Here is a 15,523-nt window from a genome sequence, read left to right as displayed (position 1 = left end):
CTTTTCCGCGTCGGGTTCGGACACTTCCTCTGCGCTGAAGCAGATTCCTTCCGCTTCTTCCGGGCAATGGGAGAAAATGCTTTTGTAGATATCCGGGGTAACGGCGTCGTCGCTGTCCACAAAGGCGACATAGCGGCCTGCCGCGGCGTCAAGCCCTGCATTTCTGGCCGCAGCGATACCCCGGTTCTTCTGATGAATAAGGCGGATGCGCGCATCGCGGGCCGCGTAGGCGCGCAGAATGTCCGGCGAGGAGTCTGTGGAGCCGTCGTCCACGCAGATGATTTCCATGTCGGAAAAGCTCTGAGCGAGAACGCTGTCCAGGCACCGGGCCAGATACTTTTCCACATTGTACACCGGGATGATGACGGAAAGGAAAGGGCCGCCGCTCATGCCTGCCTCCCGTGGGAGGAGCTGGCCAGAAGAGACAGAGTTTCCGGCAGGTAATGCCCCAGGATATTATTCAGCTCCTTGCGGCGGAGGCCCATGTCGATGAGGAATCCGGCAAAACAGTGGCGCAGGTCGGCCAGGCGCAGGGTGGGGCGGCCCAGCCTTATGCGCAGCATGTTCCAGGTGTAGTGCAGGGAAACAAGGCGCCTGCCGTTTGCAGAGGAAAAAAGCCACGGCACGCCTTCACGCCGGGGCAGCTTCTGAATGAGCTTCCGGGCCTCGCTGTTGAGCGGGATGGGGCGGACACGGCCCGTAAAGGTCTGAGAGGAGAGAAGAATACCGCGCCTGAGGTCGAGATCTTCCCAGCGGGCGTTCAGGATTTCCGCCTTGCCGGCCCCTGTGAGCAGAAGCAGGTGTATGGCCTGCGCGCTGCTCCGCCCGGGATATTCCTGAATCAGATGAATAAGCCTCAGGGCTTCTTCGTGAGAAAGCAGTTCCGGGGGGCGCTTTTTGCATCTCAGGTAAACGGCCTTTTTAAAGGCGCTGTCGTCGGCAAGTACCTGCCAGCGTACGGCGCAGTTCAGCATGTATTTGACAAGCCAGAAGATGCGGTAGCAGGAGCTTGGCGCAAGCCCTGACCCTTCCAGGACGGAGCACCAGTCCTTGAGCGTTTTTTCGGAGATTTCGGCAAGAGGATAGGCCCCCAGAAAGGGGAGAATGTGCGCGTTGAGGTAGCGCTGGTCCGTTTTCCAGCTGCGCTTATGCTCCCGGGCAAAGGGCAGATATCGTTCTTCGGCAAAATCGCAGAACAGGGGAGTCTTGCTGATTTTTTTTGTAAGAATACTTTTCCTGTCCATGATTTCCCTCTGACAGGATTGTCGAAAAGGTATACTTTTTCGTCAGGAAAAGCCGATATTGTTTTTAAACTATTTTTAACTGGAAATTTAAGTGTTTATTTGATACTGTTTCGCATCTTGCAAGGCATGGTTTAAGGTGACGAAAAAGTATACTTTTTCGCCATGTTATATGATTTTTTTCTTCTTTTTCAAAAGTATGTTTCATTATTTGTCCAGAAAAAGTATTCATAAGAAAATGTACGCAGGAAGGCGGCCGGAAAGATACCGTAAGTTCTGCCGGAAGAGGGATTGCGCGGCGTCGTTTTTTCCCGGGGAGGGCCTGCCGCGCACAGAGGAAAAGGCGATGCGGTTTTTTGGTGGTGAAGTTCCTGCCCCGGGCGGTGAATATCCTGCGCGCCGCCGCATGGGCATGCGGCTTTTTCGTGCGCCGGATGCGCGATAAGTCCCCGGCAGGGCGCTGCCGCCTTTTTCCTGTTTGGGCGGGCCTCCGCCGGGCGGCCTTTTTGTGAGAAGGCGATGTTGCATCCGCTTCGGTATGGAGGGGAAGGAAGCGGAGAAAGTTCATGGGCCGGATGTGCCGGAAAGCACCCCTGCAAGGGGATGAGGCCCGTACAGAACGCGCGGGGAAGCGCGCGCGTTCCCGGCCTGCGGCTTTTTTACGGCGGGCTGCCCTTGTGCCGGGCCCCTGTGCCGGGCCCCTCATGGCCCTTTTTCCCGTGCCGGGGGAAGCGTTGCCCGGCGCGTGGGAGAAGGGCACGTCCGGCGACGTGTCGTTGATAAGCTGCCAGCGCCGCCCCGGCGCAGGGGATAAAGGAGCGGGAAACGCCGCGTGGGAGAAAGGCGCGGGCGGGGCTTTTCCTGCCGGGCGCGGGCCGCGCGCAAAAAAAGCGCCTCCCTTTCGGGAAGCGCTTTTTCGTCACGGGAAGGCCCGGTTCAGGCCGCTACATGCCGAGCAGGCGCGGCAGGAAGAGCGTGATATCCGGGAAGAGCATGATGATGATGAGCGCTATGGTGGCGGCCCCGAACATGGGCAGCACCGGCGGGGTGATCTGTTCCATGGTGAGGTTGCTTATCTTCGCGCCCACATAGAGGTTCACGGCCACGGGAGGCGTCACCTGGCCGAGGGCGAGGTTGATGGTCATCATCACGCCGAACCACACGGGATCCCAGTTGAAATGCGCCATGATGGGCAGCAGGAAGGGCAGAAGGACGTAGTAGATGGAAATGGCGTCCAGAAGCATGCCCGCGATGAAGAGAATGACGTTGATGAGCAGAAGCAGCACGATGGGGTTGTCGGAAAGGGAAAGGAGCACGGCTGCCCCGCGTTCCACCAGGCCCACGGTGCTGGCCACCCAGGCGTAGAGCCCTGCGCAGGTGACGACGAACATGATGACGGCGGTGGCCTTCACCGATTCCACCAGCACCTCGACAAGGATGGAGAACTTGTTGATGGTGCGGTAGATGAACACGCCCACGAAGAGCCCGTAGAAAATGGCCACGGCTGCGGCTTCGGTGGGGGTGAACACGCCGCCGTAGATGCCGCCCAGTATGACGACGGGGGTCATCACGCCCCAGAAGGCTTCGCGCAGGGCCTTGGACACGGGCATGGTGCGGGGATTGCCGCGGTAGCCTTTCTTGCGGGAGGTGATGAGTACGGAAATCATGAGGAAGGCGGCCACCACCACGCCGGGGATGAAGCCGGCGGCAAAGAGCGCGGGCACGGACACGTCGGCAATACCGCCGTAGACGATGAAGGCGATGCTCGGCGGGATGACTATGGCAAGGCCGGAAGTCACGGAGACCGTGGCCGCGGCAAAGGGCTTGTCGTAGCCGCTCTTCACCATGGCGGGGATGAGGATGAGGCCGAGGGCCGCCACGGTGGCCGGGCCGGAGCCGGAGACCGCGCCCCAGAAGGTGGCCACGCCCACGGTGGCCACGGCGAGGCCGCCGGTCATGTTGCCCACGATGGTCTCCACCAGAAGGACGATGCGCGCGGCGATGCCTGCGCGCTCCATGATGAAGCCCGCGAGGATGAAGAAGGGAATGGCGAGAAGCGGCACCTTGGCCACGCCTGCGAAGAAGTTGTAGGAGAGCATGTCCACGCCCATGTCCCACCACCAGCCCACGAGCAGGGCGGAGAGGCCGAGGGAAATGGCGATGGGCACGCGGAAGATGAGCGGTATGGCGAAGGTGATGAGGAGCCAGAAGGCCGGGTCTTTGAAAAGTTCCATATCCATGCGTAAACTCCGTGAAATGAGGCTTTTTTACAGGGAGCCCTGCGGGGCCGGCCTAGTAGTTCCTGGCGCGGAAATCTTCCCAGACCTTCTGGAGGATGCGCACGATGATGAGGGCGGAGAAAAGGGGCGTGGCTATGGTGTAGAGCCATACCGGTATGGCCAGGGATTCGGAAACCACGTTGAGCTCGATTTCATCCATCACTTCGACGCTGCCCTGCCAGCAGAGGGCGGCGAAAAAGACGATGGAACAGAGGATGCTGAACACATAAAGGAGCTTCCTCACGGGCCTCGGCATGGCGTCGTACAGCAGGTTCATGCTGAAGTTGCCTCCCTCGCGGAAGGCCCGCGCCGTGCCCAGAAGAACGATCCAGACGAAGAAGTTGACGGTCAGTTCTTCCGAAGAGGAGAAGGAGAAATTGGTGCAGTAGCGCACGATCACGTTGATGAACGAGATGCACGCCATGACGGCCAGAAGAAGTGCCCCGAGCAGTTCCTCGAAGCGGGCATTCAGAAAGCTCCACATAGATGACAATCCCCGATGCTGAAAAGGCCGGGAGCGGCCGGCTTTGTGCCGCTCCCGGTTCAAAACTGTTACTGGGCGGCCTTCATGTCGGCCTCGGCGGCCTTCACGAGTTCTTCGCCGATTTCCTTGGTCCACTTGTCGCGCACGCTCTGGGTGGCGGCGTAGAATTCATCGACCTGCTCATCGGTGAACTTCACGATGGTCATGCCCTTTTCTTCCATGGTCTTGAAGGGGTCGGTCACGGCGGGCACCTTGTTGATGCTCTTCAGGTATTCCAGGGAGGAGCCGTCGTCGAAGCCGAGGCGGGAGAGGGCCTTGCTGTACTTTTCCATTTCTGCGGCACATTCCATGAGTATGGCCTGGTCTTCCTTGGAGAAGGAGTCCCACACCTTGGAGTTGGCGGTGAGCAGAAGCGGGTCGATCATGTAGTGCCAGTCGGTGTGGTACTTATGCCAGGTCCAGATCTGGAGCGTGATGTTGATGCCGTTGGTGGGGTTTTCCTGGCCGTCCACGATGCCCTGCTGGAAGCCGGTCACGGCTTCGGACCAGTTGATGGCCTGGGGGTTGGCGCCGAGGGCGGTGAAGATATCGGCAAAGATGGGGGTGCCGCACACGCGCAGCTTCATGCCCTTCATGTCGGCGGGCTTGTTGATGGGGCCCTTGCTGGTGGTGAGTTCACGGAAGCCGTTCTCGCCCCAGCCTATGAACTTCACGCCGGTCTTTTCCACGGCTTCCACGAGCATCTTGCCGGACTTGCCGTCTTCAATGGCGTCCATGGCCTTGTAGCGGTCGGGGTTGTTGGCCACGAAGAAGGGCAGGGCGGTGAGGTTGAGCTCCTGCACCTGGGGCGACCAGTTGATGGTGGAGGCGAGCGCAAAGTCTATGGCGCCGCGGCGCACGAGCAGAAGCTCGGAGGTCTGCTTGCCGGCCATGAGCTGGGCGCCGGGATACACCTTGATGTTGATGCGGCCGTCCGTGCGCTCACGCACGAGGTCGGCGAAATAGGTGGCGGAAAGGCCCCAGCCGGAGGTGGCGGCGGGAACCACGCTCAGCTTGTATTCCTGCTTGTAGGCGGCGAGCGCCGGAGCCGACAGGATTCCCACACAGGCGGCGGCCATGAGGGCGGTACGGAAAAGCTTCATAACTTCCTCCTCGGATATATTCTTGGTGACGCGAAGCCACGTTGCACCCGACATGAGAGACTACTCCCGCCGCGGGTCCGGCGGAAGCAGGTTTAGGCCGCCTACAAAAGCGGCAGGATGAGAATAAGGACGGGCAGCACCACCACAAGTTCCAGGGTGGTGAATACCCAGCAGGCATTGGCCAGGTCCAGGTCGAGGTCGAACAGGGACGGGGGTATGAGCGCGTTCATGGCCACGGGCATGGCGGAAAGTATGGCGACCACCTTGAGCGGCACGCCGCCTTCCACGCCGCCCAGCCCCGCGAGCATGGCAAGCGAGGTAATGAGCACGGGAACGAGCACGAATTTGATGAGCGAGACGGCCGCCGATTCCTTCGCGTAGCATGCCATGCGCGAAAGGCGCAGGCCCATGCCTATGGAGAGCAGGAAGCACACCGTGCCCGTGAGCATGGCGGCGGTGGAAAGGAGGCCGAAGAAATCCGGGCGGGGCACGCCGCCGAGATTGAGCGCAAGCCCCAGCGCAAGGGCGGAGACAATGGCCGCGAGCACAGGGTCGAAGCGGAAGCGGCGGGAGGAGCCTTCGCGCGGCTTTTCGCTGAAGCTCCGCGCCACGGGAAGGGCCACGGAGAAGTAGAACATCTCCTCGCACAGGCGGTAGAGCGAGGCCATGGCAATGGCCTGCTCCCCGAAATACATGACGGCCACGAGCGTGCCCACGGCGCCTATGTTGGTGAAGGTGCCGCAGCAGTAGAGGCTGCCCGTTTTCGCGGGGGAAAGGCGCATGAGGCGGGAAAGGGCGAGGGCGAGGGCGCCGCCCGCCACCCACGCGGCAAGGCCGAGGGCGGGCAGGGAGAGGAGGCGCGGGTCCGGCGAGGGCAGGCCCCAGAGAGAGAGCATGGCCGAGACCGGGATGAGCCCGAACATGGCGATTTTCTGTATGAGGAGCCTGATGCGCGAGAGCGCCTGCCCGGAAAGAGGGGCGCGGCCCGAACCCACCCATTGCCGGACAGCATATCCGGCAAGGAGACTGACAAAGATGATGGTCAGGGTGAGCAGGAGCCGATCCATGGCATACGGGGCAAAAAGTTACCGCCCGGCTTCTGGCCCTGTACCGCACAAGGAGAGAGAAAAAACCGGCGGGCATCCTGCCCCGGAGGCCTTCGCGCGGACGCGCCGAAGGGGGCCGGCAGGCGATGCCGGAACAATGCACCGCTGCCGGAAGGCGCTTCCGCCCTTGCGGGACAAGGCTGCGCCCTGGGAAGGACAATTTTTTCCAGACTAATAGGTTTTCAGAAATTGTCAAACACCGGGGCCGATTTTGCCGCAATGCGGGAAGAAACAGTGCATGCGGCGGATTTTTTATAGAAGTTACACGCCATTGCGGCGGAAGGCGAGGCCTGCCCGCCGCTGCGGCGGCCTTTTGCGCTTTGTGCCCTTCCACCCGCCGCGCACAAGAAGGGCCCTCCTTCCCTCCTGCGGGGGAGCCTTTCCCGGGCCTTGTGCGGCGTGTTTCCGGCAGGGCGCTCCTTGTACACTTTTTTTTCCCGCGCTATACTCCATATAAGAAAGATACGGAGCTGCCTGCTTTTCCGGCACGCTTTTTGCATGACTTTTCATGATTTCCCAAAGTGCCCACGATGTCGGCATAAAGGAGCATCCATGCACAGAATACTTGAGGAACTGGCAACTGAGTATGCATCCGCCACGGGCTGCGCCTGCGAAATGGAAGAAGGAGGCTGCCATGCCGTCCTTACCGTGGAAGAGGTGCGCGTGCATGTGGGATTTCTGGAATCCTCCGGCATGCTTCTCTTCCACACGGCCGTGGCCCTGCTTCCCCGCAGGGGCGAGGGGCGTGAGGAATTCTGCATGAAGCTTCTTGAGGCGAACAACCTTTTCAGCCGCACCCTGGGCTTCACCCTGGGGGTGGATGTGGAGCAGGAGCTCGCGACGCTCCAGCTTGCCTGGGACGCCTTCCATCTGGACGGGGAAAGCTTTGCGCGCATCGTGAACAATCTGCTTTCCGTGGCCGCGGACTGGATGGTGCGCCTCGACGCCTGGCGTCCCGCCCCGCTTCAGGAAGAGGACGGCGGCGGCGCGCTTATGATGAACTTTTTGAGAGTCTGACCACGGGGGGAGAAAGGACATGCGCATAGATACTTCCGCACAGTTGCAGCAACAGCAGGCCGCAGGCGCCCATTTTGCCCTGGACAACCGGGGCAGGCTGGAAACGCAGGGCGCCGTCAGGCACTTTTTTCAGAAAATAGCGGATATCTTCCGCTCCCTTTCCTCTTCGGGCAGGGCGGCCATAGAGGCGCGCAACGCGGCCGTCAGCGCGGCCATGGACCGCATACTCCGGCAGGGCGGGCTCCCCAATGTCGCGAACACGGATATTCCCCGTACCTGCGCGAGGCCTTCCGCGCAGAAGGCCGACTTCCTCAAGGAGTCGTACTGCCTTGCCGAAAGCGCCGTGGGCCGGGCCTTCCCGGGGCTGGATCATGAGAAGAAGCAGTTCATGGCCATGAGCGTGAACGATCATTTCCGGAACATGCCCGACCTTGAAGCGCGCTTTGACGGCGCGGAATCTCTCGGCCGCGCCATGGAGGAATACGCGCGCGGCCTTGAGGGCCGGCCTTCCGCGCAGAAGGCCGACCTGCGCAAGGAGTCGTTCCGCATTGCCGAAGGCGCCGTGGGCCGGGCCTTCCCGGGGCTGGATAATGAGAAGAAGCAGGTCATGATCATGAGCGTGAACGATCATTTCCGGAACATGCCCGACCTTGAAGCGCGCTTTGACGGCGCGGAATCTCTCGGCCGCGCCATGGAGGAATACGCGCGCGGCCTTGAGGGCCGGCCTTCTGCGCAGAAGGCGGCTTCCCCGGCCCCGGAGGGGGCCGGCGCAAAGGCGGCTTCCGCGCAGCCGCAGGCTTCCGCGCAGAAGGACGAGCTCCGCAAGGCGGTGCTCCCCTTTGCCCAGAATGCCGTGCACAGGGCGTTCTCGCATCTGGGCCAGGGGGAGAAGACGCAGCTCGCCCTGGAGGTGAACGGGTATTTCTGGAAGCAGCCCGACCTGCGGCAGCTTTTTGCCGACAAGAAGGAGCTTGAGCGCGGCGTGAATGAATATGTGCAGGGCCTGAAGGAGGGCAGGCTGCCCGACTGGGCGCTGGCCCATCCCGTGCCGGAGGAAAAGGCTCCCGAGGCTTCCTACAAGGTGAGGGGCGAGGACGTGGAGGGGCGGATGAACGCCATGGCGAAATCCGTGGCGGACTGGTTCTTCCCGGGGCTCGATGAAGCCGCGCACAGGGAGCTTGCGGACGGGGCCTGCGGGAGGATACGGTCGGAGCTGCTCGCCCACATACGGGACGAGGACGGGAGCGTGCTCAAGAAAGAGCTGATCCAGCTCGTGGCGGACACGGTGGAGGAACTGGCCCGCGAGAACATGCCCGACGCCGTAAGGACGGGCTTCCACCCCGCCCCGGGGGTGAAGACAAAGGCTTCCGACGCCCTTACTCCTCAGCTGATAAGGCCGGAGACCATACTCACGCAGGGCCCGAACACCTGCTTCATGATGAGCGTGGTCAACAGCATGCTGACCACGGAAAAGGGCCGGGCCATATTGAGAACCTGCATCACTCCCGACGGGCTCCTGGACCTGGGCATGCGTGCGACGGGGCAGGCCACGGTCAAGCCGGGCGACTTCGCCAGCCTGGAGCTCTCCATGGCGGATGCCTACAGTACGCGCGACAATGCCTGGAGCTACGGCAGGATGGGCCTGGCGGGCGAGTTTGCGCAGCTTTTCGGCATGGACGCCGTCCCCTACCGGATCGAGGACGGGGAAGAGAAGTTTCAGGGGACGCTTTCAGGGCCGGGGGATCTGGAGACCGTCTCCCGCCACCTGAACAATGGCTACATGGTGATCCTGTACATGGACAGACACTACATGGCCGTGGTGGGCACGGAAGCGGGCGGCCTCATCCTGCGCAACTCCATGGGAGGGAAGGAGGAGCATGTTCCGCTGGGCAGGCTTGTCGGCTCCACCATCGACGTGCTCTCCTACCCGGAAGTGTAGCGTCCCCGGGAAAAACGGCTTTCCGGCACGTTTTTTGCAAGATACTGCATGAGCATGCCCGCCTGCCGACGTTGTTGGCATAAAAGGGCGCCCATGGGCAGAAGGCCCGGCGCGCAGGCAACAGCGCAGGCATCCCCGCCCCGCGGCTGCGGAAGGGAGGCTCCCTTCCCTCTGGCGGTCGACACGCGGCCGCTTCCCGGAAGGGAGGCCGCAGGCCGACAAGCTCCCCTTGGCGGAACTTTTCCGCCGCGCCCCGGGTTGCCGCCGGGCGCGGGCAGAGGGGCCGGAAGTTGCGGCGCTCCGGGCTGACGGGGGCGCGCATGGAAGGACGCCTGCCCCGCGGCTGCGGAAGGGAGGATACCCGGGCCTCTTCCTGCGGGAAGCGGGGAAGGACGGGGCGCTTATGATGAATGTTTAAAAGCCTGATGGGGCGGGAGAGAGAATATGCCTATTGAATCACTGAACCAGATGCGGCAGCACCTTATGGAGGGCGGTTCGTTTACGGTGGACGGCGGAGGCCGCCTGGAAGCCCAGAGTGCCACCCGTCACTTCTTCCAGAAGATAGGCGACGCCTTCCGCGCCCTTTCCTCTTCGGGCAGGGCGACCATAGATGCGCGCAGGGCGGCCGTGGGCAGGGCCATGGACGATATCATCCGGCGCGACGAGATGATCAACGCCGGGAGCGCGGAGCTTTCCCGCACCGGCGCGCGGTCGGGCTCGGCCAGGGTGTACGCCATGGCCGAAAAGGCGCTGGTGAGCTTTTTCCCGAACCTCGACAAGGAGGTGCGGAGCCAGTATGCACGGCAGATCTGCGAGCGCATGAAGGGCTTCATGAGCAATGCCCAGCTGTCCGCAATCAAGCCCGAAGGGATGCAGGAAATCGTGACTGCCGTGACCAAGGATTTTGTGAGGTCCAAAATAACGGGGTGGCGCTCCATCAACATGTCCGCCATGGCCGAAAAGGCGCTGACGGAGGTTGCCCCGAACCTCGACAGGGAGGTGCGGGGCCGCTATGCCCGGCAGGTCTGCGAGCGCGTGATGGGCTTTTTGAATCATGCGGACCTGCTCAACACCGACCCCGAAGTGCTGCGTGAAATCGTCTCCGACGTGGCGAAGGACGTGGCCAAGGAAGCCCCGAAGGCCGAAGCGAAGGACGCGCCGAAGGCTGAAGCCAAAGATACGCCGAAGGAAGCGGCGAAGGATTCTCCGAAGGCCGAAGCCAAGGACGCCCCGAAGGAAGCGGCGAAGGATTCTCGGAAGGCTGAAGCCAAAGATGCGCCGAAGGAAGCGGCGAAGGATTCTCGGAAGGCTGAGGCCAAGGATGCGCCGAAGGCCGCGCCGAAGAATACGGCGAAGTCTGCGCCGAGGGACATGCCGAGGGGGATTCCGGGGTATGTGGAAGAGGATCTCGACGGTCTCGACGAGATGGATGAGATGGATGGGGCTGAAGACGCGGCGCCTTCTTCCGAAAAGGCCCGGCGGGGCCGGGGGCTTGCGGATATCCTCAATATGGACGCCATGGCCGAAGAGGAAGTGGCGCATCTTTTCCCGGATCTCGGCGTGGCGGAGCGCGCCCGGCAGGCGCGGCTTGTTTCCGATCTCATGAAGGGCCTTCTGCAGGATGCGGATCCCGCCGGGGTCAACCTCGACGTGGTGCGCGAGATAGTCTCCGCCGTGGCGAAGAACGTGGCGTCTTCTTCGGCGGAGGCCTCCGAAAAGCCTTCCGGGGCGGGCCCGTCCACGGCTTCTGAGCCTGTTTCCGGGGGGAAGGCCTTCGACGCCGCCACCTCTGTGAGGCCGGAAAACATAGAGACGGAAGCCTACGAAATGGCCGAGCGCTTCTTGAAGGACATGTTCCCGAAGCTCGGGGAAAAGGGCCGCTTTGAGCTGATCAGCAATGTGTTCCCGGATTTGATGGAGAAGGGAATTTCCGGCATGAAGGCGGAAGACGGCAGCGTGGTCCGGACGCAGCTGCGGCAGGCCGTGGTGGAGGCGATGGAGCGCCGCCTTGCCGAGCGCATGCCCGGGCAGCTCAACAATGCGCTGCATCCGGCCCCTCAGGTGCGGATCAGCGCCGCCGTTGAACTGGCTCCTGAAAATATCGGCGCGGATACCGTACTCAGGCAGAGCACGGGGATGAATACCTGCTTCATGCACAGCGTCCTCAACAGCATGATGCTCACGGCGCAGGGGCGGAGCCTTCTGGCCCGGCACGTCACGCCGGACGGGCGTCTGTACGTTGAAGGCCGGGAGAACTGGGACGGCGCTTCTGCCCTTCATGCGGAATTCAGCCGCCTGGAAAATTCCATGGCTGCCCTCTATGCGAAGCACGACGGGAAGTGGTCGGCCGGAGGCATGGGCCTGGCGGCCGAGTTCGCCGGCATCTTCGGCTTGACGCCCGTGCTCTACAGTGTGGAAGACGGGGAAGAGAAGCTTCAGGGAAACATTGCGGGCGAGAAGGACCTGGAGGCCATTTCGCGCCACCTGAACAACGACCGTATGGTGCTTCTGTTCAAGGACAACCATTACATGGCCGTGGCGGGCACGGAAGCGGGCGGCCTCATACTGCGCAATTCCCTCACAGGGGAAGAAGAGCACTGGCCTCTGGACAGGCTTGCCGGGGCCACCGTGGACGTGCGCGCCTACCCTGAAGCGTAGGGACCGCTGCCGGCTCCTGCGCAGGAAAAGCGTGCCCCCCTGCCCTGGGCGCCGGGCAGGGGGCCCCGAGCGCGTGAGGCGCGGGCTTCTTTCCCTGTGGCGGGGGCTCCCCCTGCGGCACGGCAGAAGCCTGCGGATGCCTTGAAAAGAAGAAGGCCCGCTTCGGGGAGTCGGCTTTGTGGGCGAATCCCTCAGCCTTTCATGCGCCGTATGGTGCTTGTGGTGGAATAGCCTTCCAGCCTTGAGAGGGTGACGGCCCTGCCGCCGTAGCTTTCCACGAACTGCGCTTCGGGCCAGCGGTCGATGGTGTAGCCTTCCTTGAGGATGAGGTCGGGCCGTATGGCGTCCACCAGGGGCAGGGCGGTATCGTCGTCGAACATGACGACATAATCCACGAATTCCAGCGAGGCCAGAAGCAGGGCGCGGGTCTTCTCATCCTGGATGGGGCGCTCCGGCCCTTTGAGCCTTTTAATGGAAGCGTCGGTATTGAGGCCCACCATGAGCACGTCACATTCCTGCCGCGCCTGCATGAGCGAGTGCAGGTGCCCCTGATGCAGAAGGTCGAAGCAGCCGTTGGTGAAGCCCACCTTCCTGCCCTGCTCGCGGCACTGGGCCGCGACTTCGGCAGCCTCGCGGCGGCTGACGATTTTCCGCTTCTGCTTCCAGCCCGGGCCGGAGGAGGAGCGGCGGCGGGAGAGGGCGTCGAGGATTTCCTCGCCCGTCACGCAGGAGGTGCCGAGCTTGCCCACGGCCACGCCGGAAGCCACGTTGGCGAGCTTCATGGCGTCCTGAATGTCCGCGCCTGCGGCAAGCGACGCGCCGAAGGCCGCAAGCGAGGTGTCGCCCGCGCCGGACACGTCGAAGACCTCGCGCGCCTCGGTGGGGAGCTGGAACACCTCGTCGGGGTTCTTTGCCGAGACAAAGGCCATGCCGTGCTCGCTCAGGGTGACGAGCAGGTTTTCTATGCCGTGTTTTTCAAAGAGTTTTTTCGCGCCCACGCAGAGTTTTTCCCTGAAGCCCGGCTCCGTGGGGCGGCAGTCCATGCCCGTGGCCTGATTGAATTCCCTGAGGTTGGGCTTGACCACCGTGGCGCGGGCGTATTTGGAGTAGTCGTCGCCTTTCGGGTCGATGATGACGGGGCGCCGCGCGCTCCTGCATGCCTCGATGAGGCGGCGGCAGCGCTCCGGGGAAAGCATGCCCTTGGCGTAGTCGGAAAGCAGCACGATATCCGCCGCCTTTACGCGCTCGTCGAGCTCCGGGCCGAGGAAGCCGCAAAGGTCGGCCGTGCCGTCGAAACGGCGCTCGTTGTCGATGCGCAGGAGGTGGTTGTTGCCCGCAATGACGCGGGTTTTCTCGATGGTGGGGAAGCCGGGGACCACCACGGGCAGGGGATTTTCGCACACGGCCTCAAGCAGGAGGCGCACCTCCCTGCCCGCCGCGTCGTCCCCGATGAAGCAGATGAGGTCGGCCGCACAGCCCAGGCTGTGCAGGTTGGCCACCACGTTCCCCGCGCCGCCGAGCATCCTTTTCTCGCTCTGGAAGTTGAACACGGGCACCGGGGCTTCGGGGGAGATGCGCTCGACCTTCCCGTAGAGGAAGTGGTCGAGCATCACGTCGCCCACACAGAGCACCCTGACTTTTTTATATGACTTGACGATACTTGAAAGCAACATGGCTGTGTCCTCGCAGAAAAGGGCGGCCCGCGCGGCCTGAGCACGGCAACGATAGCAGCCGGAAGGGCCAAAGTAAAGGAGGGCGCTTCCTTGCCTCGCGGGGGAAAAGCCGCTACCCTGCGATGAGAGAGGAAGCGCGGGGCCCCGGCATGCCGGGCCGCGCCCCCTCTGCCGGAAGAGGAGCTTTCCCGCGTGCCGAAGCCCGGGCGAAGATCCGGCCCGGGGCAATGCCGCGCGGGCCTTTCAACCTTGTTGCAGAAGGAGGAGAATATGTCGGAAATGCTGGATTGCCGGGGCCTCGTGTGCCCGGAACCGGTGCTGCGCACCCGTGCGCTGGTGGAAAAGAAGCCGGAAGAGGTGGAAGTTCTGGTGGACAACGCCCCGGCTTCGGAGAACGTGAGCCGCTTCCTTGCCAGAAGCGGCTATGCCCCGCAGGTGGAAAAGCGCGGGGAATCCTTGTGGGCCGTGAAGGCCGCCCGGGCGGGCGTGAGCTGCGCGGCGGCCGAGGAAGTCATAGCGCAGGCCGGGGAAGAGGCTCCCTGCCGCACCCTGGTCTTCCTGAGCTCCGACACTGTGGGCTCGGGGAGCGACGAGCTCGGCGCGAAGCTCATGGTCAACTTCCTCGCCACGCTCCCGGAAATGGGGGCCCGCCTCTGGCGCATCGTCATGGTCAACGGCGGCGTGCGCCTTTCCTCCACCCCCGGCCCGGCTCTGGACGCCCTGAAAAAGCTGGAGAGCGCGGGCGTGAGCATACTCGTCTGCGGGACGTGCCTTGATTACTATCATCTTCTTGAGCAGAAAGAGGTGGGCGAGACCACCAACATGCTCGATATCGTGACCAGCCTCGACCTTGCGGACAAGGTGATCCGCGTCTGATCCCCCTCTTTCCTCCGCCCCCGTGCGGGCCGAAGGAAGCGCCCCGTTTTTCCGCCTCAAGGCAGGGAACCGGGGCTTTTTCTTGCCTTGCGGGCGGGCCTTGCCCGGCCGGGGAGGAGGCATGGCCTTTCCGCCCTGCGGCGGCGGGTGCACAGGGGAAGGCGGGCCTTGCCTGCGGCCTGTTTGCGGCGCAGCGGCGCTTGATGCGGCATGGCGAAGAAGCCCTGCCGCAGATTCCCTTTCCCCGCCCCGTTCGCGGCGCACAGGCCCTTGACGGCAGAAAAAGGGCCGCCCGGTTGCCCCGGCGGCCCCTGATGCTGGGTTCGTGCGCTATGCGCCCGCGCTTACTTCTTTCTCGGATACTTCAGGGCCGCCTGGGCAGCCGCGAGGCGGGCAATCGGGATGCGGTAGGGCGAGCAGCTTACGAGGTCGAGGCCGGCCTGATGGCAGAATTCCACGGAGCTCGGGTCGCCGCCGTGTTCGCCGCAGATGCCGATCATGAGGTCGGGCCTGGTCTTGCGGCCTTCCTCAATGGCGATCTGCATCAGCCTGCCCACACCCTTGCGGTCCAGCACGGCGAAGGGGTTGTCCTTCAGGATATGCTGGTTGATGTAGATGGGCAGGAACTTGCCTTCCGCGTCGTCGCGGCTGAAGCCGAAGCAGGTCTGGGTGAGGTCGTTGGTGCCGAAGCTGAAGAATTCCGCAGCTTCCGCGATTTCCCCGGCCAGCAGGGCCGCGCGGGGCAGCTCGATCATGCTGCCGCACAGGTAGGGGAAGGTGACCTTGTGCGCTTCCATGCACTCCTTGGCGATGCGGTCGCAGCGCTCCTTGAGCATGGCCATTTCCGCAAGGCTGATGGTGAGCGGGATTTCGATTTCAGGACGCGGGGTGTAGCCGTCGCGCGCGAGGCGGGAAGCCGCGTTGAAGATTGCGTACATCTGCATTTCGTACACTTCGGGATAGGTGATCCCGAGGCGGCAGCCGCGATGGCCCAGCATGGGGTTGACTTCATGCAGCTTTTCCACCTGCGCGAGCAGATGTTCCTTTTCTTTCAGAAGCTCGGGGCTGTCGCCGCGCACGCGCAGTTCCGTAGTTTCCACAAGCAGCT

Annotated in this window: 12 protein-coding genes; 4 read left to right on the top strand and 8 right to left on the bottom strand. The window is 63.0% G+C overall.

Annotated features, from left to right (window positions below; genetic code table 11):
- The 6 genes from K8W16_RS04520 to K8W16_RS04495 form a co-directional block, all read right to left on the bottom strand.
- The coding region (locus K8W16_RS04520; protein WP_304121504.1) for a glycosyltransferase at positions 1-390 on the bottom strand (390 nt) is incomplete at its 3' end.
- Positions 387-1,244, bottom strand: coding sequence for a site-specific integrase (locus K8W16_RS04515; RefSeq protein ID WP_304121503.1), 858 nt, complete (start codon positions 1,242-1,244; stop codon positions 387-389). The genes K8W16_RS04520 and K8W16_RS04515, both read right to left, overlap by 4 nt.
- Positions 1,245-2,185: 941 nt before the next feature.
- Positions 2,186-3,481 (bottom strand): TRAP transporter large permease, encoded by a 1,296-nt coding sequence (locus K8W16_RS04510; RefSeq protein WP_304121501.1) that lies wholly within the window; start codon positions 3,479-3,481, stop codon positions 2,186-2,188.
- Between the two features lie 52 nt (positions 3,482-3,533).
- Positions 3,534-4,004 (bottom strand): TRAP transporter small permease, encoded by a 471-nt coding sequence (locus K8W16_RS04505; protein WP_304121500.1) that lies wholly within the window; start codon positions 4,002-4,004, stop codon positions 3,534-3,536.
- Positions 4,005-4,072: 68 nt separating this feature from the next.
- On the bottom strand, positions 4,073-5,146 hold the full coding sequence (locus K8W16_RS04500) for a DctP family TRAP transporter solute-binding subunit (protein WP_304121499.1): 1,074 nt from the start codon (positions 5,144-5,146) through the stop codon (positions 4,073-4,075).
- A gap of 101 nt (positions 5,147-5,247) precedes the next feature.
- Entirely contained in the window at positions 5,248-6,213 is a 966-nt protein-coding gene (locus K8W16_RS04495; RefSeq protein ID WP_304121498.1) for an AEC family transporter, read from the bottom strand.
- Between the two features lie 591 nt (positions 6,214-6,804).
- Here K8W16_RS04495 and K8W16_RS04490 point away from each other — a divergent pair.
- From K8W16_RS04490 to K8W16_RS04480, 3 genes are all read left to right on the top strand, one after another.
- The gene (locus tag K8W16_RS04490) at positions 6,805-7,269 is read left to right on the top strand and encodes a type III secretion system chaperone (protein WP_304121496.1); all 465 of its coding nucleotides are present in this window, start codon (positions 6,805-6,807) and stop codon (positions 7,267-7,269) included.
- Between the two features lie 19 nt (positions 7,270-7,288).
- On the top strand, positions 7,289-9,208 hold the full coding sequence (locus tag K8W16_RS04485) for a hypothetical protein (protein ID WP_304121495.1): 1,920 nt from the start codon (positions 7,289-7,291) through the stop codon (positions 9,206-9,208).
- Between the two features lie 444 nt (positions 9,209-9,652).
- Positions 9,653-11,866: a hypothetical protein gene (locus K8W16_RS04480; RefSeq protein WP_304121493.1), complete on the top strand. Its 2,214-nt coding sequence runs from the start codon at positions 9,653-9,655 to the stop codon at positions 11,864-11,866.
- Positions 11,867-12,057: 191 nt separating this feature from the next.
- Here K8W16_RS04480 and K8W16_RS04475 read toward each other — a convergent pair whose 3' ends face one another.
- On the bottom strand, positions 12,058-13,539 hold the full coding sequence (locus K8W16_RS04475) for a bifunctional heptose 7-phosphate kinase/heptose 1-phosphate adenyltransferase (RefSeq protein ID WP_304121491.1): 1,482 nt from the start codon (positions 13,537-13,539) through the stop codon (positions 12,058-12,060).
- Between the two features lie 270 nt (positions 13,540-13,809).
- Between K8W16_RS04475 and yedF the strand changes: the two genes are divergently transcribed.
- Positions 13,810-14,415: a sulfurtransferase-like selenium metabolism protein YedF gene (gene yedF / locus K8W16_RS04470; RefSeq protein ID WP_304121490.1), complete on the top strand. Its 606-nt coding sequence runs from the start codon at positions 13,810-13,812 to the stop codon at positions 14,413-14,415.
- Between the two features lie 344 nt (positions 14,416-14,759).
- On the opposite strand, the gene K8W16_RS04465 is transcribed toward yedF, so the two are convergent.
- Positions 14,760-15,523: putative PEP-binding protein (locus K8W16_RS04465; protein ID WP_304121489.1), on the bottom strand; the 764-nt coding region annotated here is incomplete at its 5' end.

The sequence above is a fragment of the Mailhella massiliensis genome, from assembly GCF_020741395.1.
Taxonomy (GTDB): domain Bacteria; phylum Desulfobacterota; class Desulfovibrionia; order Desulfovibrionales; family Desulfovibrionaceae; genus Mailhella; species Mailhella massiliensis_A.
Note: the sequence above shows the minus strand (reverse complement) of the source record. Positions and strands in the feature narration are given on the sequence as shown.